Annotated in this window: 23 protein-coding genes; 16 read left to right on the forward strand and 7 right to left on the reverse strand. The window is 40.6% G+C overall.

Annotated elements, in window-relative coordinates; all coding sequences use genetic code 11:
* Positions 1 to 3 precede the first annotated feature (3 nt).
* The 13 genes from THEIN_RS01870 to THEIN_RS12330 all read left to right on the forward strand — a co-directional run bounded on the left by THEIN_RS01870 (position 4) and on the right by THEIN_RS12330 (position 11131).
* The gene (locus tag THEIN_RS01870) at positions 4 to 1239 is read left to right on the forward strand and encodes a DPP IV N-terminal domain-containing protein (RefSeq protein WP_083817641.1); all 1236 of its coding nucleotides are present in this window, start codon (positions 4 to 6) and stop codon (positions 1237 to 1239) included.
* A gap of 296 nt (positions 1240 to 1535) precedes the next feature.
* Complete coding sequence (locus THEIN_RS01875) at positions 1536 to 2702, forward strand: acyl-CoA dehydrogenase family protein (RefSeq protein WP_013906999.1); 1167 nt, start codon at positions 1536 to 1538, stop codon at positions 2700 to 2702.
* On the forward strand, positions 2702 to 3484 hold the full coding sequence (locus tag THEIN_RS01880) for an electron transfer flavoprotein subunit beta/FixA family protein (protein ID WP_013907000.1): 783 nt from the start codon (positions 2702 to 2704) through the stop codon (positions 3482 to 3484). The genes THEIN_RS01875 and THEIN_RS01880 overlap by 1 nt, the downstream gene beginning before the upstream one ends.
* On the forward strand, positions 3484 to 4497 hold the full coding sequence (locus THEIN_RS01885; RefSeq protein WP_013907001.1) for an electron transfer flavoprotein subunit alpha/FixB family protein: 1014 nt from the start codon (positions 3484 to 3486) through the stop codon (positions 4495 to 4497). Before THEIN_RS01880 ends, THEIN_RS01885 begins: the two co-directional genes overlap by 1 nt.
* Positions 4490 to 5632 (forward strand): NAD(P)H-dependent flavin oxidoreductase, encoded by a 1143-nt coding sequence (locus THEIN_RS01890; RefSeq protein WP_013907002.1) that lies wholly within the window; start codon positions 4490 to 4492, stop codon positions 5630 to 5632. Before THEIN_RS01885 ends, THEIN_RS01890 begins: the two co-directional genes overlap by 8 nt.
* A 2-nt stretch (positions 5633 to 5634) precedes the next feature.
* Positions 5635 to 6378 carry a 3-oxoacyl-[acyl-carrier-protein] reductase gene (gene fabG, locus THEIN_RS01895; protein WP_013907003.1) on the forward strand — a complete coding sequence of 248 codons (744 nt, stop codon included), beginning with the start codon at positions 5635 to 5637 and terminating at the stop codon, positions 6376 to 6378.
* Positions 6379 to 6463: 85 nt separating this feature from the next.
* On the forward strand, positions 6464 to 6685 hold the full coding sequence (locus THEIN_RS01900; RefSeq protein ID WP_013907004.1) for a type II toxin-antitoxin system HicB family antitoxin: 222 nt from the start codon (positions 6464 to 6466) through the stop codon (positions 6683 to 6685).
* Positions 6685 to 6921 (forward strand): type II toxin-antitoxin system HicA family toxin, encoded by a 237-nt coding sequence (locus THEIN_RS01905; protein ID WP_013907005.1) that lies wholly within the window; start codon positions 6685 to 6687, stop codon positions 6919 to 6921. The genes THEIN_RS01900 and THEIN_RS01905 overlap by 1 nt, the downstream gene beginning before the upstream one ends.
* Positions 6922 to 6948: 27 nt before the next feature.
* A complete protein-coding gene (acpP, locus tag THEIN_RS01910; RefSeq protein WP_013907006.1) occupies positions 6949 to 7188 on the forward strand; it encodes an acyl carrier protein in 240 nt (79 codons plus the stop codon).
* Complete coding sequence (fabF, locus tag THEIN_RS01915) at positions 7188 to 8435, forward strand: beta-ketoacyl-ACP synthase II (protein WP_013907007.1); 1248 nt, start codon at positions 7188 to 7190, stop codon at positions 8433 to 8435. The genes acpP and fabF overlap by 1 nt, the downstream gene beginning before the upstream one ends.
* 2 nt (positions 8436 to 8437) lie before the next feature.
* Positions 8438 to 8878: a ribose 5-phosphate isomerase B gene (gene rpiB / locus THEIN_RS01920; RefSeq protein ID WP_013907008.1), complete on the forward strand. Its 441-nt coding sequence runs from the start codon at positions 8438 to 8440 to the stop codon at positions 8876 to 8878.
* 4 nt (positions 8879 to 8882) lie between these two features.
* Positions 8883 to 10142 carry a serine hydroxymethyltransferase gene (locus THEIN_RS01925; protein ID WP_013907009.1) on the forward strand — a complete coding sequence of 420 codons (1260 nt, stop codon included), beginning with the start codon at positions 8883 to 8885 and terminating at the stop codon, positions 10140 to 10142.
* On the forward strand, positions 10139 to 11131 hold the full coding sequence (locus THEIN_RS12330; RefSeq protein ID WP_013907010.1) for a deoxycytidylate deaminase: 993 nt from the start codon (positions 10139 to 10141) through the stop codon (positions 11129 to 11131). The genes THEIN_RS01925 and THEIN_RS12330 overlap by 4 nt, the downstream gene beginning before the upstream one ends.
* 110 nt (positions 11132 to 11241) lie before the next feature.
* Here the strand turns inward: THEIN_RS12330 and THEIN_RS01935 are convergent, their stop codons facing one another.
* The 3 genes from THEIN_RS01935 to THEIN_RS01945 are packed head-to-tail and all read right to left on the reverse strand — an operon-like array spanning position 11242 to position 13566.
* Positions 11242 to 11991: an amino acid ABC transporter ATP-binding protein gene (locus tag THEIN_RS01935; protein ID WP_013907011.1), complete on the reverse strand. Its 750-nt coding sequence runs from the start codon at positions 11989 to 11991 to the stop codon at positions 11242 to 11244.
* Entirely contained in the window at positions 11984 to 12760 is a 777-nt protein-coding gene (locus THEIN_RS01940) for an amino acid ABC transporter permease (protein ID WP_013907012.1), read from the reverse strand. Before THEIN_RS01940 ends, THEIN_RS01935 begins: the two co-directional genes overlap by 8 nt.
* 59 nt (positions 12761 to 12819) lie before the next feature.
* Positions 12820 to 13566 carry a basic amino acid ABC transporter substrate-binding protein gene (locus tag THEIN_RS01945; RefSeq protein WP_013907013.1) on the reverse strand — a complete coding sequence of 249 codons (747 nt, stop codon included), beginning with the start codon at positions 13564 to 13566 and terminating at the stop codon, positions 12820 to 12822.
* Positions 13567 to 13912: 346 nt separating this feature from the next.
* Here THEIN_RS01945 and THEIN_RS01950 point away from each other — a divergent pair, with 346 nt between their 5' ends.
* The 3 genes from THEIN_RS01950 to THEIN_RS01960 all read left to right on the forward strand — a co-directional run bounded on the left by THEIN_RS01950 (position 13913) and on the right by THEIN_RS01960 (position 16379).
* Entirely contained in the window at positions 13913 to 14632 is a 720-nt protein-coding gene (locus tag THEIN_RS01950) for an aspartate/glutamate racemase family protein (protein WP_013907014.1), read from the forward strand.
* Positions 14623 to 15516 carry an MBL fold metallo-hydrolase gene (locus THEIN_RS01955; RefSeq protein ID WP_013907015.1) on the forward strand — a complete coding sequence of 298 codons (894 nt, stop codon included), beginning with the start codon at positions 14623 to 14625 and terminating at the stop codon, positions 15514 to 15516. Before THEIN_RS01950 ends, THEIN_RS01955 begins: the two co-directional genes overlap by 10 nt.
* 251 nt (positions 15517 to 15767) lie before the next feature.
* The gene (locus THEIN_RS01960; RefSeq protein ID WP_013907016.1) at positions 15768 to 16379 is read left to right on the forward strand and encodes a Tll0287-like domain-containing protein; all 612 of its coding nucleotides are present in this window, start codon (positions 15768 to 15770) and stop codon (positions 16377 to 16379) included.
* 202 nt (positions 16380 to 16581) lie between these two features.
* On the opposite strand, the gene THEIN_RS01965 is transcribed toward THEIN_RS01960, so the two are convergent.
* The 4 genes from THEIN_RS01965 to THEIN_RS01980 form a co-directional block, all read right to left on the reverse strand.
* The gene (locus THEIN_RS01965; protein ID WP_013907017.1) at positions 16582 to 17340 is read right to left on the reverse strand and encodes a carbonic anhydrase; all 759 of its coding nucleotides are present in this window, start codon (positions 17338 to 17340) and stop codon (positions 16582 to 16584) included.
* A gap of 190 nt (positions 17341 to 17530) precedes the next feature.
* Complete coding sequence (locus THEIN_RS01970) at positions 17531 to 19114, reverse strand: cytochrome c3 family protein (RefSeq protein WP_169311140.1); 1584 nt, start codon at positions 19112 to 19114, stop codon at positions 17531 to 17533.
* A 2-nt stretch (positions 19115 to 19116) separates the two neighbouring features.
* Positions 19117 to 21720, reverse strand: a complete 2604-nt coding sequence (locus THEIN_RS01975; protein ID WP_013907019.1) for a cytochrome c3 family protein — start codon at positions 21718 to 21720, stop codon at positions 19117 to 19119.
* A complete protein-coding gene (locus THEIN_RS01980) occupies positions 21721 to 22686 on the reverse strand; it encodes an NHL repeat-containing protein (RefSeq protein WP_013907020.1) in 966 nt (321 codons plus the stop codon).
* Between the last annotated feature and the right edge of the window lie 8 nt (positions 22687 to 22694).

Consider the following 22694-nt stretch of genomic DNA (forward strand, 5'->3'; position numbering starts at 1 on the left):
GGCATGATGAAAAAATTATACAGCCTAACACTAATTATCATTTGGTTATTTTGGGGTTGCTCTTATCTTTATGCTCAGGAAAAGCTAGAGATTGTTAGCCCTGAACTCATCAAAATTCCCGTAGCCGTCCCCGAGTTTGATGGCCCTCTCCCCTTGAGCCGAGAGATGGCGGCTATGGCCAGGCATGATCTGGAATTACACCTGCTTTTCAACGTGCTTGGCGAAGGGCTTAAGCCAGAAGCCACCAAAATTTTTGCCTCCCTTGGCGTAGATTGGCTAGTAAAGGGCAAGATAAACCTTTCAGGGAACCATCTTCAGGCGGCCTTTTACCTCATCGATATGGTCAAGGGCAAAACCGTGCTAGCCAGAGGCTTCCGCGGCCCCAAAGCTTCAGCCCGCTATATGGTCCATCGTTTTGTTGACCAGGCCATAAAAGAAATGCTGGATGTCCCCGGTGTGGCTATGAGCCGGGTGGTTTTTGTGGAAAGAAAAGGCCTAAAAGATACCCTTTATGTCCAAGATTTTGACGGCCATAACCCTGTTCCCCTTCTTAGCGGGGAACTCATCTTGAGCCCTAAACTTTCTCCAGATGGCCGTCAGGTGGCCTTCGTCTATTACGAAAACCATCGCTCCTCCATTCAAGTAATTGATTTGGCCACGGGAAAAAGACGAATTATTTGTCAATACCCTGGGCTTAATGCCTCACCAGCCTGGCATCCTGACGGCAAAAAGCTAGTAGTAACCTTAAGCAAAGACGGAACCATTGATCTCTACCTGATAGACCTAAACGGCAAAATATTGAAGCGCTTGACCCATGGCGAAGGCATAAATACAGGGGCCAGCTTTTCTCCTGACGGAAAGTATCTCGCCTTTGTGTCAGACCGCACTGGACCCCCCCAAATCTATATCATGGACCTAGCCACCAGAGGAGTAAGACGACTCACCTTTGAAGGAAGTTATAACACCTCTCCTGATTGGTCTCCCACTGGCGATAGAATTGTTTATGCCAGCTTAAAGGGAGGGGTCTTTTCTCTTTTTACCATCGACCCCGAGGGCGGAGAACCGGTCCAAATTACCGACGGCGCTAAAAGCTTTGAAGCTCCTTGCTTTGCGCCAAACGGAAGACTCATTTTGGCCCAGGGAAAAGACGGCCTTTACCTGTTTTTAGTCAATGGCGCCGCTAAAAAAGAATACCGCTTAGGAAAACTTCTTTTTCCTTCCTGGGCTCGTTTAAGGTAGGCTTTTACGAGACCTTTGCTAAAAATTCGAGCGCAGCGAAGGAATCTCAGGGATTGCTTCGCCACTTCGTGGCCCGCAGTGACGGAAAAGGAAACTAGGCCTCGCCGTGACAAATTGGAAAGGGCTTGCCGTGCCACAAGAATAACTCCTGGAAAAAATAGCCTCCCTGCCATAGAAAATTTCTTTTAGCAAGTTTTGGATTGTTTGAAATATTTCTTCAGGGTAAATTGAGACAAAATTTTTAAAAAATTTCGGAATAAGTAATTTCTTAACTCCGTAAGAACCTGGAGGCACTGATGATTGAGAGGAAGCTTACCAAGGAACAGCAAGTAGTGGTAGAAGTAGCCAACTACATTGGCCGAAATTACATAGCTCCTCACGCTATTGAATGGGACGAAAAAGAAGTTTACGACCCCACGCCAATAAAGGCCATGGCCCAAGCCGACCTCTTTGGCCTGCTTATCCCTAAAGAATACGGAGGCCTTGGCTTCGGTTCTACCGAAACAGCGCTGGCCATGGAAACCCTTTCTAAATACTGTCCAGGTGTGGCCACCACCTTTGCTGCAGGCTGCCTTGGCGCCCTCCCCTTACTTATAGGTGGCACCAAAGCCCAGAAAGAAAAATATCTCCCCCTCATAGCCCAGGGCAAGGCCCTTTGTGCCTTTGCCCTTACCGAACCCCAGGCCGGCTCAGACGCCGCGGCTATCAAAACCACCGCCAAAAAAGACGGCGATCACTATATCCTGAACGGCATAAAGACCTGGATTACCAACGGCGGCATCGCTGATATTTACGTTATAATTGCGCTTACTGACCCGAAGAAAGGCCCACGCGGCGCAAGTGCCTTTATCGTCCATAAAAATGACCCCGGTTTTGTTCCCGGGCGCAAGGAAAAAAAGATGGGCCTCAGGTCCTCGGTTACTTCGGAGCTCATCCTAATGGATTGTCGCATTCCCAAAGACCGCCTGATTGGCCGGGAAGGCATGGGCTTTATCCTGGCGGTGAAGGCCCTTGATCTCGCAAGGCCTGGGGTAGCCGCCCAGGCCATAGGTCTGGCTCAAGGAGCCATGGAGGTTTCACTGCTTCACGCCAAACGGCGTGTCCAGTTCGGCCAACCGGTTTATAATTTCCAGGCCGTAAGCCATACATTTGCCGAGATGGCCGCCCGCCTTGAAGCGGCAAGGAGCCTTCTTTACGATGTAACCCGCATGATTGACTCTAAGGCCAAAAATATCTCTGGCGCCTCGGCCATGGTCAAGTTTTACGCCACCGACATGGCCATGTGGGTCTCCGAACGGGCGGTCCAGATGATGGGAGGCCTGGGCTATAGCCGGGATTCTCTCGCCCAGAAATACATGCGCGACGCCAAGTGTCTGCAAATCTACGAAGGCACTAACGAAATCCAGAAAAACGTGCTGGCCCGCGAGCTTGCCAAGATTTACCAGCATGAGGAGGCTGCCTAATGCGTATCATGTGTTGCTTAAAACCCGTGCCCAAACCGGGATCGGTGAAAATTGACCCCGAAACCCATACTTTAAAACGCGAAGAAAGCGAACTGGTGTTAAACCCTTATGACCGCTACGCTCTGGAAGCCGCGGTGGACCTGGCTGAAAAAACCGGTGGCCGGGTAGTAGCCGTCTCTATGGCTCCACCTAACGCCAAAAACATTCTCCTTGAGGCCTTTGCCTTCGGAGCCGACGAACTGGTCCTGGTCTCTGATAGGGCCTTTGCCGGGGCGGATACGCTGGCTACCAGCTATACCCTCGCCTGTGCGGCTAAAAAGCTTGGCCCCTTTGACTTAATCATCTGTGGCAAAGTATCTGTTGACGGGGAAACCGCCCAGGTTGGCCCGGAACTGGCTGCCTGGCTTAATCTTCCTTCGGTTACCTGGGTAAAAGAAATAACTCCTCATGAGGGCTACCTTGATCTCGTGCGCACCAGGGAATTCGGCGAAGAAAGGCTTAAAGCCAGGCTCCCTCTGGTTATAACCATTGAAAACGAAGCCAATATCCCTAGGCCACCTTCTATTAAAAGGCTCCTTAAGCAAGACGAAGTAGAAGTAAAAGTTCTTTCGGCCAAAGATATAGAAGCCCAGGAGGATTATTTGGGGTTAAAGGGTTCTCCAACCCAGGTAGTAGATACCTTTGCGCCGGAATACCAGGGCAAACGCGAACTTATATCTGGCTCGGCTGAAGAGGTGAGCGAACGCCTTTTGAGTATCCTCAAAGAAAGGGGGCTAATCTAATGGAAAACTACCAGGGAATAGCCATATTTGGAGAATGGACAGGTATTGAAATACACGAAAGCACCTACGAGCTATTAAGTGAAGGCAGGAGGCTTGCTGACGAGCTTGAGTCTTCTTTAAATGTACTGATTCTCGGCCCGCCTGAGGCCAAAGAAGCCGCTCAGGAGCTCATTTCCTACGGAGCAGATAAAGTTGTCGCCACCTTTGATGAAAAGCTAAAAGATTTCCGTGACGACATTTACGCCCAAGTAGTGGCTGAAATGCTCAAAAAATACCAACCAGAGATCATGCTTTTCCCGGCGACCTCTCTTGGCCAGGCCCTGGCCCCCAGAGTGGCTGGCCTTTTAAAGCTTGGCCTTACGGCCCACTGCATTGCCTTTGAAATTCGTAAAGAAGATAGGGCCCTTATCCAGATTCGCCCCTCTTTTGGAGAACAGATAATGGCCCGCATTGTCTCGCGCACTAAACCTCAGATGGCCACAGTGCGACCCGGAGTTTTCCCACACGCCCAAAAAATAGAAAGTCACCAGGGAGAGTTTGAAATTTTTGAACCATCTGAAAAGGCCTTGGTAAGCGCTCTCGAAGTTATTGAAAAAAAGCCCAAACCCAAAGCTGAAGTTGATATAACCAAGGCCAAGACTATCGTGGCCGGAGGTCTTGGGCTGGGCTCAAAAGAATACTTTCAGAAACTCTTTGAGCTGGCTGAACTTTTAGACGGAGCCGTAGGCGCGACGAGGCCCGTGTGTCATCTGGGCTGGGTCTCAGAAGACCACATGATAGGTGTAAGCGGAGTTAATGTGCGGCCTAAACTTTATCTAGGTTTCGGTATTTCTGGCTCCCTTCATCATACGGTGGGGTTGCAAGGTGTGGAAACTCTGGTAGCCATAAATACTGACGCCAATGCCCCACTTATGAAACAGGCCGACATTGCCGTTCAGGGGGACGCCAAAGAGATTTTACCTCTTTTGATAAAAAAATTGAAAAAACTAAAAAGCCAGAGGGAAGATGACTAGCGAACAAAAAATTAAAAAATGGTCGTGTGAACCACCCAGTTTAAAAATTGGCCAGTTTGAAGCCCCGGTACCCATAATTCAGGGAGGTATGGGAGTAGGTATTTCTTTGGCCGGGCTGGCTTCTGCCGTGGCCAGAGCCGGGGGAATTGGCGTAATTTCTGCTGCTTTGATTGGTATATTTGAAGGCGAAGCGGTGTTTTTTAAAGATCCCCGGGCCGCCAACATTCGTGCGCTCAAAAAACAAATCGCTCTGGCCAAAAGCAAGGCCAAAGGCGGGGTTATCGGCGTAAATATTATGGTGGCCCTTACGGACTTTGAGCCTCTTTGCGTGGCGGCTTTTGAGGCCGAAGCTGATATCATTTTTGCCGGAGCAGGGCTCCCAATGAATCTTCCAGGGCTTCGCCCTGAAGGGATGGACCACACGCGTCTTGCACCCATTGTGTCTTCAGGAAGAGCCGCTGCTCTCATAGCTAAGAGATGGCTTAGCAAATATAACTATCTGCCTGACGCCGTAGTGGTGGAAGGCCCTAAAGCTGGAGGACATCTTGGCTTTTCCTACGACAAAATAGACGCTCAAGAATCGCAGCTTGAAAACATCACCAGAGAAGTAATTGAGGCCATGAAACCTTTTGAAGACAAGGCCGGGCGTAAAATCCCGGTAATTCCGGCCGGTGGTATTTATACAGGGCGGGACATTTATTTTTACATAAACAAACTTGGCTGCGCGGGCGTACAGATGGCCACCCGTTTTGTAGCCACCTACGAATGCGATGCCGCCCTGCCCTTTAAAGAGGCTTACATCAAAGCTACCCAGGAAGACATAACCATCATCAAAAGCCCGGTGGGGCTTCCTGGCCGGGCCATAAAAGGCAAATTTATTGAAGCTGTTGAGCAAGGCAAAAAATCTCCCTACAAGTGTATTTACCACTGCCTTAAAACCTGTGACTATCGTAAAGCACCGTATTGTATTGCCGCGGCCCTTATCAACGCCCAGCGCGGACGCCTTGATGCCGGTTTCGTGTTTGCGGGCTCAAATGCGTATCGGATAGACAAAATCGTCTCTGTTCAGGAATTAATAGACGAACTTATGACGGAATATTGTGAAGCCCTAAGAGAAGACCAAGAAAGGAGTTAAGCATGAAGATTGAAAACCGCATCGCTCTGGTAACCGGAGCTTCTAGAGGTATTGGCAGGGCCATTGCTTTGGCTTTGGCTCAAGCCGGAGCGGATGTCATCGTAAATTACAGTTCCTCTGAAGAAGCCGCCAAAGAAGTAGTAGAGGAAATTAAAAAGCTTGGGCGCCGGGCTATGTCTTCTAAGTTTGATGTGGCCAGGGCTGAAGAAGTCTTAAAAGCTGTAAAAGAAGCCGAAGAGACCTTGGGCCCAATTGACATCCTGGTAAATAACGCCGGTATCACCAGAGACACTTTGTTTTTACGCATGAAAGAAGAAGACTTTGATCGCGTGCTTGAAGTTAATCTCAAAGGGGCCTTCAACTGTAGCAAAGCTGTTATTCAGGGAATGCTAAAAAGACGTTTTGGCCGAATTATCAATATTTCTTCAGTCATCGCCATGAGTGGAAATGCCGGCCAAACAAATTACGCCGCAGCCAAGGCCGGGCTTATAGGGTTTACCAAATCTCTGGCCAGAGAAGTGGCCACTCGTGGCGTTACGGTGAACGCCGTAGCCCCGGGCTACATTGAAACCGACATGACGGCCAAAATTCCCGATAAGATAAAAGAAGCTATCATTTCTCAGATACCCATGGGAAGGGTAGGAAAGGCTGAAGAAGTAGCCCCAGCGGTGGTTTTTCTGGCTTCTCCTGAGGCTTCTTATATTACGGGCACAGTGATACATGTAAACGGCGGGCTTTACATGTAATTTTATTTTAATTTTATTTTAGGTCTTGGAAAAATTTTAAGTTTCGGGTAAAAGTCGCCATAAAGAAAAGGGAAGAGGAAGTAGTATGAAAATTAAAGTAATAATTGAAAAACATTCAGATGGATATATTGCCTATCCACTAGGCCTTAAAGGTATAGTAGTAGGCGAAGGAGATTCATATGAAGAGGCCTTAGCTGATGTAAAGTCAGCGATTAAATTTCATATAGAAACTTTTGGAAAAGAAGTATTAGAAAATTATGTTGACGTAGAAGAAGCTTTTATTGCTGAAACACAAATTGCAGCTTAATGAAATTTCCCAAAGATGTTCCGAAAAATAAGGTCATTAAAATTTTTGAAGTTTTAGGTTTTAAAGTTGTAAGAGAAGGTAATCATATAGCTATGATAAAAGAAAATCCCGATGGAAGTAAAATTCCTTTAACTTTACCTAACCACAAAAAAATTAAAGGTTCAACGTTAAGACATATTTGTACGCAAGCTAAAATTGATAGGCAAAAATTTTTAGAAATTTATCAAAAAATCTAACCCAAAAAGTAATAAGAGGAGGAAGTTATGTCAGTAGAAGAAAAGATTATAGACATTATCGTTGAAAAACTTGGAGTTTCTCGTGATGCGGTAAAACCTGAGGCTTCTTTTATTGATGACCTTGGCGCTGATTCACTTGACCTGGTAGAATTGGTAATGGCCATGGAAGAGGCTTTTGACATAGAAATTTCTGACGAAGAGGCAGAAAAACTTCGCACCGTAAAAGACGTCATTGATTACGCAAAATCAAAGATAGGAGAGGCCTAGTGAAAGAAAGACGCAGGGTTGTTGTAACCGGCGTAGGAGCTATTACCCCTGTAGGCATAGGCATAAAAGAGACTTGGGAAGGCCTTATAGCCGGCCGTTCAGGCATAGGGCCAATAACCAAGTTTGACGCTACTGGCTATCCCAGCCGAGTAGCAGGTGAAGTAAAAGGCTTTAAACCTGAAGATTTTATCCCCAAAAAATTGGTTTCCCGTCTTGATACTTTTATTCACTATGCCCTTGCTGCCTCGCAAGAGGCCCTTGAAGACGCGGGGCTTGCCGAAAAAAAGCTAGGGGAACGAGCTGGCGTTATTATTGGTGTGGGCATGGGTGGTATTGACGTAATAGAAGAATACACTCCCATACTGCTCGAAAAAGGCTGGCGGCGCATTACCCCGTTTTTTGTTCCCAAGATGATTCCCAATATGGCCGCTGGCCAGGTAGCCATTTTTCACGGAGCCAAAGGGCCGAATCTCGCCGTGTGCACGGCCTGTGCCGCCGGCACCCACGCCATTGGCGAGGCCATGAGATATATTCGCGAAGGCCGCTGTGATATTGTTATCACCGGTGGGACCGAAGGTCTCATTACTCCCCTTACCATTGCTGGCTTTGCCGTGGCTAAGGCCCTTTCCACCAAATTCAATGATCAGCCTGAAAAGGCCAGCCGACCCTTTGACGCCAAACGGGATGGCTTTGTCATCGGAGAAGGCGCCGGTATTCTCGTGCTTGAAAGCCTTGAGCATGCCCAAGCTCGCGGGGCCAAGATTTACGCTGAGGTTTGTGGGTATGGTTTAACCGCTGACGCCTATCACATGACCGCCCCACCTCCAGACGGCGAGGGAGCGGCTCGGGCTATGGCTCAGGCCCTTGAAGATGCCGGCCTAAGTTACCAGGAAGTAGATTACATAAACGCCCACGGCACCAGCACCCCTCTTAATGATATAGCGGAAACCAAGGCCATTAAACAGGTCTTCAAATATAAAGCCAAAGAGATTCCGGTTTCCTCTACCAAGTCTATGACCGGACATCTCCTTGGTGGAGCCGGTGGTATTGAAGCGGTGTTCACCGTGAAAACTATAGAGACCGGCGTTATCCCGCCCACCATAAACTACGAAGAACCTGACCCTGAGTGCGATCTTGACTACGTACCCAATAAAGCCAGAGAAGCTGAGGTAAAAATCGCCATGTCAAATTCCTTTGGCTTTGGAGGCACAAACGCCGTATTAGTTTTCAAAAAATTTGAGGAATAGCCATGAAAATAGCTATCGGAAGCGACCACGCTGGCTTTGAACTAAAAGAAAAGATTAAGGCCTTTCTGGAAGACTTTGGCCATAATGTATTAGACCTTGGCTGTTATTCAAAAGAATCTGTTGATTACCCGGAATTTGGAGTAAAAGTAGCGCAAGCGGTGTTAAACAAAGAGGCCGAGCGCGGAATCCTTATTTGCGGAACTGGCCTTGGCATGAGCATGGTGGCTAATCGCTTCCGCGGCATTAGGGCGGCTCTTTGCCACGAACTTTTCACCACCAAAATGGCCCGTCTTCACAACGACGCTAATGTTTTAGTTCTGGGTGGCCGGGTAATTGGTGAAGCCCTGGCCCTTGAAATGGTAAAAGTTTTCATTGATACCCCTTTTGGAGGCGGCCGCCACGAAAGAAGAATCAAGCTTATAGATGAATTGACCAAGGAGTAAAAACATGAATTTTTTAAGGCAAACAGATCCTGAAATTTTTAGCCTGGTTGGCAAAGAACTTAAACGCCTTCAGAACCAGCTTGAAATGATTGCTTCAGAGAATCTGGCCTCTTTAGCGGTTATGGAAGCTGAAGGCTCAGTTCTCATGAATAAATATGCCGAGGGCTATCCTGGCAAACGCTATTACGGTGGCTGTGAAATTGTTGACCAGGTAGAGGATCTGGCTATTGAACGGCTCAAACTTCTTTTTGGGGCTGAACACGCCAATGTTCAACCTCATTCTGGCTCACAGGCCAATATGGCGGTTTATTTTTCTGTACTCAACCCCGGAGATACTATTCTTTCCATGAATCTTGCCCACGGGGGGCATCTCACCCATGGTTCTCCGGTAAGCTTCTCAGGAAAGCTTTATAAAGTGGTTCACTACGGTGTTTCCCGCGACACGGAGACCATTGACTACGACGAAGTAAGAAGGCTCGCCCTAGAACACAAGCCTCAAATGATAGTAGCCGGAGCCAGTGCTTATCCCCGCGTCATTGATTTTCAGGCCTTTCGCGAAATTGCCGACGAAGTTGGTGCCTATATTATGGTTGACATGGCCCACATTGCCGGGCTGGTAGCGGCCGGTATTCACCCTTCGCCTGTTCCTTACGCTGAATTTGTCACCTCCACCACGCATAAAACTATGCGCGGGCCACGAGGCGGATTTATTCTCTGCCAGGAACGCTTTGCCAAAGCCATAGACAAGACCATATTCCCTGGCATTCAAGGCGGCCCGCACATGAACATCATCGCTGCCAAGGCGGTTTGCTTTAAAGAAGCCTTAGCTCCAGAGTTTAAGACCTATCAGCAACAGGTAGTAGCCAACGCTCAGGCCCTGTCCGAAGTCTTAAAGGCTGAGGGGTTCAGATTGGTCTCAGGTGGTACAGACAATCATCTTATTTTGGTTGATCTTACCAGCCAGGGAATAACCGGCGCTGAGGCCGAAGAAGCCCTTGAAAAGGCAGGTATTACCGTTAATAAGAACGCCATTCCTTTTGACACCAAGCCACCAAGGGTAACCAGCGGCATTCGGATAGGAACACCAGCCGTTACCACCCGCGGCCTTAAAGAAAAAGAAATGCAGCAGGTCGGTGAGTGGATGGTAGCGGTGCTAAAAGACCCGAGTAACGAGACTCTGATAAAGGATATTCGGGCCAAGGTGGAAAAGCTCTGTCAGGAATTTCCTATTTACAAAGAACTTGACACTCTTTTGGCCGCATGATTAGAGCCCCGTGGCACGAATACTTTATGCTACTTGCCAAGATTGTGGCCCTGCGTTCGGGTTGCAATTCGCGGCCTTCTGGAGCTGTAATCGTAAAAAATAAACGAATTCTCGCCACAGGATACAATGGCCCTATGCCAGGGGCCTGGCACTGCACAGACCGTGGCCCTGGCTATTGTTTTAGGCGAGAAAAAGGCATCCCCGACATTGACAAATATAACTTTTGTCGGGCTACCCACGCTGAGGCCAACGCCATCGCTCAGGCGGCCCGTTTTGGTATCTCGGTAGAAGGTGCCTCTCTTTATTGCACCCTTGCTCCATGCTATGTGTGCTTAAAGCTCATAGCTTCGGCGGGCATAAAAAAAGTCTATTACGAGCATGATTACGGGAGCCGCGACTTTGAGCGTGACCAGTTCTGGAAAGAGGCCATCAAAGAAGCCGGCCTTGAAAAGTTTGAACAAATTACAGTTTCTCAAGAGGTTATGGAACAACTACAGGAAATACTCCCCTACCCAACTTCTAAACGGCGGCTTGCTCCTACGGAATTTTTAGACGAATTTGAAGACGGTAAAAAATACGGGGTACCAAGCATTGAAGTGCTTTTCAATAAACTTAATTATCTTACCAGGCAGGCCCTAAAAGATATAACATTTGTTATTGAAAAGACGACTGTTACAGAGGAGCCTGAGGGAATAAGTTTTTATTTAAGCGGCAAAATGGTTGAGCTCTCAGAGCTAATCAATACCGTCAAAAAACAAATAAATGCCGACCAAAACTTTTACTTTTTAGCCAAACATAATGCTATTGAAGCGAAGATAGAAATTTTAAGAGAAGCAGAAAATATAAGGCTTAAAGCCTTCTTAAACGAATGCCCCCTAGAATCCTTCAAAAGGATAGCCGAATCTCTAGATTACATTCTTTATCAAGTCTCAAATTCCTTATCCCTTCCTACGAGATTGGAGTTAAGTGTTAACTTATTGAGAATTTAAATAACGGAGTGTTAGATAAATTAACATCTGTTAGATTAAATCTGAACTAATGCAGTCTAAAAATTCTCTATTTTTTATATATTCTCAAATTTTTACTCAAACTCTAAATTTTAATCTAGAGCCAGGATTTGATTCAAAAATTGTTTTGTTCGTGGATGGGTTGGATTCTTAAAAAAGTGCTCTGGTGTTCCTATCTCTATTATTTTTCCGTGGTCCATAAAAACTACTCGATCAGCTACTTCTTTAGCAAACCCCATTTCGTGAGTCACTACTACCATGGTCATACCATCTTTAGCTAGATTCTTCATAACATCTAATACTTCACCTATCATTTCTGGATCCAAGGCCGAAGTAGGTTCATCAAATAACATAATTTTAGGATTCATAGCCAGAGCTCTGGCAATAGCTACTCTCTGTTGCTGGCCACCTGAAAGCTGGCCTGGATAACTATGGGCTTTATCTTTGATACCCACTTTTTCCAATAAAGAATAAGCGATTTCTTCAGCCTCTTCTTTTTTCATTTTTTTGAGTTTTATAGGAGCTAACGTTAAATTTTCTAGCACTGTTTTATGAGGAAAAAGATTAAAATTTTGAAAAACCATTCCTACTCTCATTCTTACTTTAGTCATATCTACTTTTGGATTGGTAACTTCTACACCATCTACGATAATCTTTCCAGAACTTACTGTTTCAAGCTGGTTAATAGTTCTCAATAAAGTTGATTTCCCAGAACCACTGGGACCAATAATTACTATTTTTTCTTGCTCATATACGTCGAGACAAATATCCTCAAGAGCTAAAAATGAGCCAAAGTATTTATAAACATGTTCTATTTTTATAATGGGATCTTTTTTAAGCATAAGGTGTCAACTTCTTTTCCATATAACTTACACATTTAGATAAAATCAAGGTAATCAAAAGATAAATAAGGGCTATCATTGTAAAAGTTTCAAAATAGTTAAAAGTAGCTGTTGCGTACTCTCTACCGCGTCTTAAAAGATCAGCTACTGCTATTATTGAAACTAAAGATGTATCTTTCAATAAAGCGATAAATTCATTTCCAACAGGGGGCAGTATAGTTCGCATAGCTTGAGGAAGAATCACATATAACATAGTTTGTCTTTTATTAAAACCTAAAGAAAGAGCAGCTTCTGTTTGACCTTTATCAATAGATTCAATTCCCGCACGGAATACTTCTCCCATATATGCTCCATAACAAATAGTCAAAGCTAAAATAGCAGCAAAAAAAGGAGGTATTTGCGTAAAAGTACCTATAGCATAGTATATATAAAAAAGTTGAACTAATAAAGGAATTCCTCTGATTACTTCTACATATGTGGAGGCAACTAAATTTATAATTCTATTTTTTGAAATTCTCCCAAGACCTGTTATTAGCCCTACAAAAAAAGAACAAATTATAGAAATTATTGTTACTTTAAATGTAACGATTACTCCATCAGGAACAAACTCTAAAATTTCCAAATAGGGATCAGGTTTAAAGAGGCAAAGAGCTATTATTAGGACTATCGTTCCGACAAAAGCTATTCTCCAAGCAGTAAGAAGACCGATATCTTCTTCTGTCGGGATAGCAGCACCGTCGCTAATTTCTATTCTTTTCTTGTCCTTCATATGTAAAAAACCTCCATTAAAAAGGGCTGGTTAACCAGCCCTTTTTAAATGGTCCTTATTTACTGCTTAATCCATTTTTTAATTAATTGTTCTTCGATTCCTTTTTCTTTTACGGCCTTAATGCCTTTATTAATCAAATCTAATACTTCTTTATTACCTTTTCTTACGGCTATTCCGTAGTATTCCGCCTCTTTAGTTTCAATAACACCGGCAAACTTTAGCTTATCCTTAAAGCCCTCTTTTTGTTGGGCATAATTGGCAGCTACAGGATCATCACATACCACCGCGTCTAAATTTCCATTAATCAAATCTTGCATAGCAAGTCCTATTTCATCGTAAGACTTGGCAATTATTCCCTTTACTTTTTTTATAGCAAAATAGCCCGTAGTACCTATTTGGGCTCCTACCTTTTTACCTACTAAATCTTCAAGGGTCTTCACATTTGAATCTTTCGGCACAACTATAGCTTGTCTTACTTTATAATATGGGATACTAAAGTCCATTTTCTTCTTTCTTTTTTCTGTAATACTTACAGAAGAACAAATAGCATCGTACTCGCCTGCCATAAGGCCAGCGAAGATTCCCTCCCAGGCTACACTCTTAAAAACCGGCGTAAAACCTGCTTCTTTACCTGCAGCTTTCATGTAATCAATGGAAAAACCCACGATTTGTTTGTCCTTATTGACAAATTCCATTGGAGGCCAGGTAGGGTCAACAGCAAACACAATTACCCTTTTTTTAGCCAGAGCTATGGTGGAAAAACTCAACAAAAAGATTAGCATTAATGCCCAAAATTTCCCTTTCATATAAACCTCCTCTTATTTGAATTTTGAGTTATAAATATTTAACAGAAGATTGACGATCTTTAAATAAAAAACTACAACGAAAAATATATTTTAAAAGCTATTAACCTGGATTTTATATAACAAAAGTCACCACGATACAGCCGATCATATAACCCCTGAAAACAAAAAGACCTCCTAATTCTCAAAACTTATAAAGCCTTTATAACTTTGGATTATGACTACTTGGTGTCTCGCATGCTAGGAAAAGTTTTATCTCGGAGGAAACGGTTGAAATTGAGTAAAAATTATAAATTGGCTTCCTGTTTAACCGTGATAGAATAAACCTAAAATTCGACAAGGAGAAAAGATGAAAACTATAGGTATTTTGGGAGGTATGAGCTGGAAATCTACTTTGGAATACTATCGTTTGATCAATGAAGAAATAAAATCTCGCCTGGGAGGTTTTCATTCTGCCAAAATTCTTCTCTATTCTTTTGATTTCTCCGAGATTGAACACTTACAGCACCAAGGCTCCTGGCAAAAATTGGGAGAGATTCTTAAAGATAAAGCCCAAAAATTAGAACAAGCTGGAGCAGATTTTCTTTTGATAGCCACCAATACCATGCACAAAGTCGCTCCGATGATCGAAAAAACAATCTCTATTCCTCTTTTACACATTGCAGATGCAACAGCTGACGCCATAAAAAAACAAGGACATCAACGCGTAGGTCTTTTAGGAACAGAATTTACTATGGAGGAAGACTTTTATTGCGGCCGGTTAAAGAAAAAACACCAAATCGATGTCCTAATACCTCCGAAAGAAAAACGCAGGTTAATTCACAAAATTATTTTTCACGAATTAATCGGAGGTAACATTAATGAGGAGTCACGCCAAAAATTTATAGAAATTATTGAAGACTTAAAAGCTAATGGTGCTCAAGGTATAATACTTGGGTGTACAGAAATTCCCCTTTTAATTAAACCTGAACATAGTCCTTTGCCTGTATATGATACTACGGCTATTCACGCCCGTAGTGCTGTCGATATGGCTCTAGCACAAACAAGTGGAGTAACTAAATGGAATTAAAACAATTAACCGAACATGTTTATTATATTCCTAACTTTACAAATATAGGAGCTATTAGAAATGGAAAGAAACTAATACTTATAGATAGTGGATTAGATAGCGATACCGCTAAAAAAATTTTAAAGACTATAAATGATAAAAATTTTCATATAGAAGCTATAATTAACACTCATTCTCATGCTGATCACTGTGGAGGGAATGCCTATCTCAAAGAAAAAGTAAAATTAAAGATTTATGCTCCAGAGTTAGAATATGTTATGATAGAAAACCCGCTGTTAGAATCAATATTCCTATTCTCTGGGGCCATGCCTATAGAATCTTTAAAAAATAAATTTTTAATGGCTCCTCCTTCAAAAGTTGATTATGTAATCAAAAGTAACGAAAACAAATTAATCTTTGATGATGTTGAAATAAAAATTGTTAAACTACCAGGCCATTCTCCCAACCATATTGGCATAGCCATAGATAATATTCTTTTTTGTGGAGATGCTATTTTTTCACCAAAAGTATTAAGAAAACATAAAATTCCATTTTATATCGATATAGAAGTTCAAAAACAAACTTTAAACTATTTAAAAAACAGTAGCTATAACCTTTATATACCTAGTCATGGAGAACCAATTAAAGATATCAACAGCATAACTGATAAAACTTTAAAACTAATAGACAGCATAGAAGAAACAATTATCGAATTTACTAAAGAAGCAAAAACTACCGAACATATTATAAAAAAAATATGCAATAGCTTTAAAATTGAAATCAAAAATTACCAGCAATATTTTTTAACTAAAACTATAATTATGGCTTACCTTGGGTCTCTAAATAATAACCAAAGATTAAACGTACAAATAAAAGATAATCAGTTATTCTGGAAAAGAATTTGATACCTCCAAACCTCTATAATTCTAATGTTCTGCTCTAGACAAACGAAAGAAAATAACAATTGTGAAATTACCACGGCTCCTAGATCACCTAATGCTACCCCTCCCTTTTTCATACAAACTTGCTGGGATTAATAGTCTAATTTTTTAAATTGTCCTAATCTATTTATTTTTTTCATAAAAAAATTTTATTTTTGGAATTTGTCCACCTTCCGAAAAGTATTCCAAGAATATTCTATTTTTGGGAGTCAAAAATGAAAAAATTATTAAGTATCATTTTATTTGTTTTAGCTTTGCATATTAAGATAAGTTGGGCTGAGAATTTGGTTCTCTCTCAAGAGATAGCTTTTTGGCTGAACTATCGCTATTTAAAGTTAGAAAAAGAAACACTAAAAGTTATGATAGAGAATAAAGGTTTTGAAGGGGCTAGGCTATTTTTTAATGATCTAAATAGATGGTTAACCTTTGATATTAGAGAATATTTACACGATTGGAATAGTAAAGTTGCTCTAGTATCCATAAACTATCGCAATCCTAGTCACAGTGCAGATAAAATTGCCCAAAAAATATTAATTTCTTATCAAAAAAAACGGACAAATAACAAGAAAATAATGCCTGTGATCATAAGTAAAAATAATAAAACTACATATAGATATTTAATACCAATTTATGTCAAAAAAGATTGCTTAAAATGCCATGGAAATAAACATGAAATTCCTTTTTCATATCAGACCAAAATAAAGAAATTTTATCCTAATGATAAAGCTATCAACTTAAAAGAAGGAGACATAATAGGTGCTTTAAACATAGAGATCCCTATAGATACAATTGACTATTTATTGTCAGTTAGAAATTATTCTAAATAGGGATGAGGCCTTGAAATATCTAACAACTTACTGTTTGTCTTTATATAACTGAAACACCTTATAATATTTTATTTATAACCAGAGACCTTTGCAAAATTTATTTAAGCAATCTTCTTTGTCGTGTTTATATTCTCCTTCTTGTTAGTAACACTGTGATCACTTGAAGCTAAAGTTTTAAAATTTTGCAAAGGTCCCATATATATCAATGATTAGTAACAATAATTAAGTCTTTTAACTCTTTCGAAAGCTTTTTCACAATAGGATGAGTTTTTAGTTTTTCTGGATTTTTCTCTCCGTTAATATTTATTATTACCATTCTACCATATCCTTTCCCGTAGGCGTTTATAAAATCATATACAGCTCCCACTACTACTAATTTTCCTTGATTTACAAGTTCCGGATAGAATGACATTGCCTGTATTACTTGCCAGTCTACATTACGTTCTACATTTCTCAGCCATCTAGTTTCCAAATTTCCCTTTTTATCATCTTTAGATAAAGGAATGTGAAGATGATCAAGCTCCTTTCTAATACCTTCAGTTTCTTTACTATAATCTCCCATAGCTGCTTTAACTGCTCCACAATGAGTATGACCAAGTATCAAAAGAATCGGAGTGTGGAGATGGAGAATTCCGTAATCTATTGATCCTCTAGAAACCACTAATTGATTACCAATGTTTCTTATAACAAATATTTTGTCTATAGGATCATCTAAAAGCACATTACTATGCACACGAGCATCAGAACATGTTATCATTGTTACAAAAGGATGTTGAGAAGTTTGATAAGGTTTAAAATAATCATAATGGTGTTTTTTTACAAACTGATTATTGCCTTCAGCGATCCTGTTTAAAGCTTCTGAAGGAGAGATATTAGCTTTATAGCTGGAAGCAAAAACTAAAGAAGTTGACATAATTAAACTGAGAATAAATAACACCACAAACCTCCCTGTTCTTTTCATAACTACCTCCTTTAATATTTTTTATAAGGCCCCATCCCTTATTTATGAATAATTCTCAAATTTATTTGAAAAAGTCAATAAATTTTTTTGTCATTTTTTTAAATGATTTTCTGTTGCAGTTTATATTGACTAAAAACAGAAAAGTATTCTTTCTATGATAGATTTATAATTTTTTAACTAATTTTTATTATTATTTCTTAATAGTATGATTAGTAGATTTTTTATGGAAGGCCTTATCTATATGGCATGCAAGACACATTTCTGTAGTGGCCTTAAGCCTTAATTTATTATATTGGAGTGAACCTGTAGCTGCAGCCTTAAACTTAATAACTCCTTCTTGGTGTGGATTATGACAAGTAGCACAAATAATTCTTCCATTATATAATGGTATTTCTACACCTATTCTTTCTATGCTTGTATCTATAGCTTTTTTAATTTTTTTAGAAGGCTTAACCCCCGTATGGGTATAACCTGCAGGATGATTTTTTTCATAACCAGGATGACAACCGATACAACATTCATCAGGATCCTTCATAGCAAATTTTATATCTTTTAATCCAAAATTATGCTCAGGATCAGGTACCGAACTATGACATAAAAGACATTTTTCTTTAATAACTTGCCCCTTTTTATCAATTTGATTTTCATGAGGGTTCATCCGTCTATAAGTATTAGCTTCATGGCAAAGGAAACAAAATTGATATCGTGAAAGACCTGCTACCCTTAAAAATAGGGGATTTATTCGCTTTGCTTCTTTATAACGAAAACATTGAATACGAGCATTATGACAAGTCTCACAAGTTAGCAACCCATCCTGAAGAGGCAGAAATTTAGGAACTTTTATCTTTTTAGGTTTAATACCAACCGGATGAATATCCGCTCTAGCAAACTGATCATTATGACATCTCTGGCACAACTGATTAAAATTTTTATTTTTTAAAGGAGCTCTATTAGGTGATGGCTGATTAGAATGACAGTTTTTACAAAATAATTTCTTCCAGTGAGGATTAATACTACGAGACTCCCATGCTAATAATAAGTAAGTCTCTTTTATAGAATTCTCTTCTTTAGTCTTAAAATGATTTAGGTGGCAAGTAGTACAAATTGGCTTTTTATTAGAAAGATTCAAATTTAATTCTTTTGCCTTTTTTTGGATCTCTGGATCTATAAATGGATTATATCCACGATCTATACTACAAATAACGTTCTGATGACAAGGAGTACAACTATACTTACCTAAAAAATCTTTAAGCCTTTGATTATTTTTATCTTTATCTATTGAAACTAAATGACAATATGTGCAATTATTTTTTTGTCTATCATGTACATTCTTTTTTTCTAAAAAATCTCCATGGCAAGCTACACAGAGAACAGAATATAAATTTAAATTTGGAAGAATATCTCTATTATGTCTCAAAAAGTTCTTAGATCTAAGCAAATAATCTACGTTTTCTCTCAAATGTATTTGATGACAAGTTGTACATGTAATTTTTCCATTATATAAAGGAAGTTTCATTAGAGAAAATATTATTGTACGATTTTTTACTTTTATTGCTGTAGGATGCTTCATGACTTGCTGATGGCATTTTTGACATATTTTAATTACATTACCACCATAAATTAGTTCTTTAGTCGGTTTACCATGATAATCTGATTTATGACACGCTATACAATCTATCTTGTCATGTTTAGGTGTAAATATCTTTTGAGCTTTAGCAGCAGAAGCAAATATCAAATTAGCTACAAACAAAAGTATTATCTTTTTTATAAACATCTTCATCTCTGAATTAAAGGAATTTCTCTACGATGTAACTCTTCTCGCATTTCAGCATCATGATAGTAGCGATACAAAAACAATGCACTTGGCCCATGGCAAATAGAACAGAAGTTTTCCATTAAATCTAGACGTTTTCTAAGAAAACTATTCATTACATTCCCTTCTACATTTTTCCAAGGAGCTTGTTCAGGATTATTATCATCCCAAATATGTGGATCGTGACAGGTAGAACAAGTAATAACTCCTTGAGGAGATCGCTTGCCATCTAAAGTAAATAGAGGAACATATTTTGCTATCAAAAGTGACAGATATTTTTTATGATAACCAAAATATAGTTTAGTTGGATGAGAACCAACTGGTACAGTTTTGTCTGCTGCTGGGCCATCTTTACTATGACAGCCATAGCAAGTTTTTTCTATATAGTCTTGACCATTACCTAAAGGAGCTACCCAGAGATAAGGCTCATACAAAGCATTGTGAACACCATGACAAGCGGTACACGGAGAAGCATCTTTTATAGATTTCCCTTGGAGATTAACATATTGAGGAGCTGTAACTCGCAAATCATGATCTGTACCGGTTACAAAGGCTTGATCATGATGGCAAGTTCCACATAATTTTGGATACTTTAAATTAGGTTTCCGGAGAAAACTGCTCATTTCAGTACCCTCAGTATTCTTTCCAGGACCTTTTTTCTTCTTATTAGGTGCCCACTGGTGCGGATTATGACATGTACTACACTCCAAAAGATCTTTCTTATCTCCTACCTTATAAAATGGCAAATCTTTCGGAGGATTCTTCATCACTATCTTTATCGGATGAGTCTCCTCTCCTACAAGCTTCTTTGATGCTATCGCTTCCTTATTATGACAAGTTAAACAAAGATCTGATGGATAGGCCTCTTTAACATCTAGCTTGCGCGCCCATAAATATGGCCCTGTTGCATTATGCGGTACATGACAGGGACTACATAACCCCCCTGTCTTAACATCTTCTCCTAAAATATTCTTCTCCTCAGGAGCTGTTACCCTTAAATCATGCTCCGTCTTCTCTACTAAAAGCTGATTTTGGTGACATGTTCCACAAAGAACAGGATTCAAACCAGCTGGCTTACGCAAAAAGCTAGTAAGGGGAGTACCCTCAGTATTCTTTCCAGGACCTTTTTTCTTCTTATTAGGTGCCCACTGGTGCGGATTATGACATGTACTACACTCCAAAAGATCTTTCTTATCTCCTACCTTATAAAATGGCAAATCTTTCGGAGGATTCTTCATCACTATCTTTATCGGATGAGTCTCCTCTCCTACAAGCTTCTTTGATGCTATCGCTTCCTTATTATGACAAGTTAAACAAAGATCTGATGGATAGGCCTCTTTAACATCTAGCTTGCGCGCCCATAAATATGGCCCTGTTGCATTATGCGGTACATGACAGGGACTACATAACCCCCCTGTCTTAACATCTTCTCCTAAAATATTCTTCTCCTCAGGAGCTGTTACCCTTAAATCATGCTCCGTCTTCTCTACTAGGAAGGCTTTAGGGTGACAGGAAGAACATAAAGGATTGTACTCAGCCACTAATGATTTTGGAAAAGATTTTTTTTGATGAATACCATGACAAGTAAGACACTGCAGAGTTCCTTTAGGACCTACAAAAAATTTTAAGCGAGATTTTTCAGGAAGTTTAAACGTAATTTTTACAGGATGATTTTTTACAGGGGTTCCCTTTTCATTATGACAAATCAAACACAGTTGAGAATCAAAAATAGGAGCTGCCAGAAGCTTAAAAGGTTTTTGCGGAGCATCAGGTTGATGGGCTTTATGGCAAGAACTGCATTGCACCGTTCCCTTCTTACCAGCAAATAGTTTAGGAGCACCATGTTTTTCATGAAATTTTACAAACAAAGGATGGTTTTTGCGCCGTGGACGTTGGGGCTCGGTTTCCCTGTATTTTTCTTCATGGCAGGCACTACACAAAGAAGAATCACTAATAGGTAAAATAAAATTCTTTTCGGTTCCTCCATGAGCGGTATGGCAGCTTTCACAAATTATGTGTTTTGGATTAGTTACTGAAAGTACTGCCCCGGCTTCTACAAGTTTTTTAGGTATAGGACGGTCTCCCTTGTGCATAGGATGGTTACGATCTTTTTTGGTTTGTCTTACATGGCATAATTCACACATTATAGAATCTTTATTAGAAATTCGTAAAAATATAACCCTTTCTATACTAGTATCTGTTGGTACTCCATGAGCAGAATGACAGGTACAACACACTATTTTACCATCTGGAGAAAGGGGAAAAATCTTTGGAATTCTAACTTTATCAGAAGGCTTAATATTGACTTTATGCCTATCTCTAAGCCAAACTTTTACCCGTGAATCCTCATTAGAACCATCGTGGCAGCTAAAACACATCATTTCATCACCAGCTACTTTTTCTACCTGCAAAGGATGCAAAGGAGTGCCACGGTGCTCGTAGTAAAAAGGTTCCATCCAACGAAAATGGCATATAGCACATTCTCTGGTGGGACTGGGCTTTAAAGTTACAGCCCAAACATTACCAGCCAAAAAATTTATTAATAGAAATAAAATCAAATAAAACATCTAAGGTACTTCTTCTAAGACTAACACTCTATTTTTAATCATTTCTACCACATAAAGCCTTTTACCGTTGACAGCTAAACCAACTGGAGTTTGAAAACGCCAGAGTTTTCCGTCAGGCCCTCCCACGGCTCCTAAGAAATTTCCTTGTTTGGTAAAAATTTGTATTACCCCTACATAACTGTCAGAAACAAAAACTTTCCCATCTTTAGAAACAGCAACCCCTTTCGGGCGAAAAAACTGACCCGGATCAATTCCCCATTCACCTATAAATCGCAAAAAATGGCCATTTTTATCAAGAACCTGTACCCTGGTATTAATTACTTCCACCACATAAATATTTCCTTGCTCGTCTGTATCCATTAAAAATGGATAGCGAAATTCTTCCGGCCCTCGGCCCATTTCTCCTGTAGCCCAAACAATTTTCCCTTTATAATCTAGGGCTAAGACTCTATGGTTATCATTATCTACGGCGATATATGTCTTTCCGTCTATACCAAAGCCTACATCAGTAGGGTCAGAAGGCCTCCCACCCTTTGGAGAAGGTACACTAATATAATGAGGCTTATTAATGCCTGGAGGGAACAGAGCTAATCTATGGTTTTGAGAATCAGCTACCAGAACCTCACCTTTAGCAGATACTGCTAAACCTAATGGCCATTTTAAGAGCTTGTCTCCTCCCAAAGTAAACAAAGGTTGGCCTAAAGCATTAAAAATGCGTACTAAGTTTTGAGTTCCATCTAGTACATATATCCATCCTTCAGGACCTATATCTACATCGCTAGGAAGCTTAAAACCCTCAATTTTGAATAACAGTTTATACTTGAATATTGGAAGAATACTTTTATCACTTTCCGATTGCGATAAACAATTTGTTGGCCAAAAAACTATAAGGGTAAAAATAAATAGAAATATATATCGCCACCTGTTAAGTACTCTTTTTGCAGTTATTAACAGGTGGCGACACATTATTTTAC

The sequence above is a fragment of the Thermodesulfatator indicus DSM 15286 genome, assembly GCF_000217795.1.
GTDB lineage: Bacteria > Desulfobacterota > Thermodesulfobacteria > Thermodesulfobacteriales > Thermodesulfatatoraceae > Thermodesulfatator > Thermodesulfatator indicus.

Excerpts from the sequence above, each read along its gene's own strand:
- THEIN_RS01870 (WP_083817641.1), top strand. The coding sequence starts at position 4 with ATGATGAAAAAATTATACAGCCTAACACTAATTATCATTTGGTTATTT.
- THEIN_RS01875 (WP_013906999.1), top strand. The coding sequence starts at position 1,536 with ATGATTGAGAGGAAGCTTACCAAGGAACAGCAAGTAGTGGTAGAAGTA.
- THEIN_RS01880 (WP_013907000.1), top strand. The coding sequence starts at position 2,702 with ATGCGTATCATGTGTTGCTTAAAACCCGTGCCCAAACCGGGATCGGTG.
- THEIN_RS01885 (WP_013907001.1), top strand. The coding sequence starts at position 3,484 with ATGGAAAACTACCAGGGAATAGCCATATTTGGAGAATGGACAGGTATT.
- THEIN_RS01890 (WP_013907002.1), top strand. The coding sequence starts at position 4,490 with ATGACTAGCGAACAAAAAATTAAAAAATGGTCGTGTGAACCACCCAGT.
- fabG (WP_013907003.1), top strand. The coding sequence starts at position 5,635 with ATGAAGATTGAAAACCGCATCGCTCTGGTAACCGGAGCTTCTAGAGGT.
- THEIN_RS01900 (WP_013907004.1), top strand. The coding sequence starts at position 6,464 with ATGAAAATTAAAGTAATAATTGAAAAACATTCAGATGGATATATTGCC.
- THEIN_RS01905 (WP_013907005.1), top strand. The coding sequence starts at position 6,685 with ATGAAATTTCCCAAAGATGTTCCGAAAAATAAGGTCATTAAAATTTTT.
- acpP (WP_013907006.1), top strand. The coding sequence starts at position 6,949 with ATGTCAGTAGAAGAAAAGATTATAGACATTATCGTTGAAAAACTTGGA.
- rpiB (WP_013907008.1), top strand. The coding sequence starts at position 8,438 with ATGAAAATAGCTATCGGAAGCGACCACGCTGGCTTTGAACTAAAAGAA.
- THEIN_RS01925 (WP_013907009.1), top strand. The coding sequence starts at position 8,883 with ATGAATTTTTTAAGGCAAACAGATCCTGAAATTTTTAGCCTGGTTGGC.
- THEIN_RS12330 (WP_013907010.1), top strand. The coding sequence starts at position 10,139 with ATGATTAGAGCCCCGTGGCACGAATACTTTATGCTACTTGCCAAGATT.
- THEIN_RS01935 (WP_013907011.1), bottom strand. The coding sequence starts at position 11,991 with ATGCTTAAAAAAGATCCCATTATAAAAATAGAACATGTTTATAAATAC.
- THEIN_RS01940 (WP_013907012.1), bottom strand. The coding sequence starts at position 12,760 with ATGAAGGACAAGAAAAGAATAGAAATTAGCGACGGTGCTGCTATCCCG.
- THEIN_RS01945 (WP_013907013.1), bottom strand. The coding sequence starts at position 13,566 with ATGAAAGGGAAATTTTGGGCATTAATGCTAATCTTTTTGTTGAGTTTT.
- THEIN_RS01950 (WP_013907014.1), top strand. The coding sequence starts at position 13,913 with ATGAAAACTATAGGTATTTTGGGAGGTATGAGCTGGAAATCTACTTTG.
- THEIN_RS01955 (WP_013907015.1), top strand. The coding sequence starts at position 14,623 with ATGGAATTAAAACAATTAACCGAACATGTTTATTATATTCCTAACTTT.
- THEIN_RS01960 (WP_013907016.1), top strand. The coding sequence starts at position 15,768 with ATGAAAAAATTATTAAGTATCATTTTATTTGTTTTAGCTTTGCATATT.
- THEIN_RS01965 (WP_013907017.1), bottom strand. The coding sequence starts at position 17,340 with ATGAAAAGAACAGGGAGGTTTGTGGTGTTATTTATTCTCAGTTTAATT.
- THEIN_RS01970 (WP_169311140.1), bottom strand. The coding sequence starts at position 19,114 with ATGTTTATAAAAAAGATAATACTTTTGTTTGTAGCTAATTTGATATTT.
- THEIN_RS01975 (WP_013907019.1), bottom strand. The coding sequence starts at position 21,720 with ATGTTTTATTTGATTTTATTTCTATTAATAAATTTTTTGGCTGGTAAT.
- THEIN_RS01980 (WP_013907020.1), bottom strand. The coding sequence starts at position 22,686 with ATGTGTCGCCACCTGTTAATAACTGCAAAAAGAGTACTTAACAGGTGG.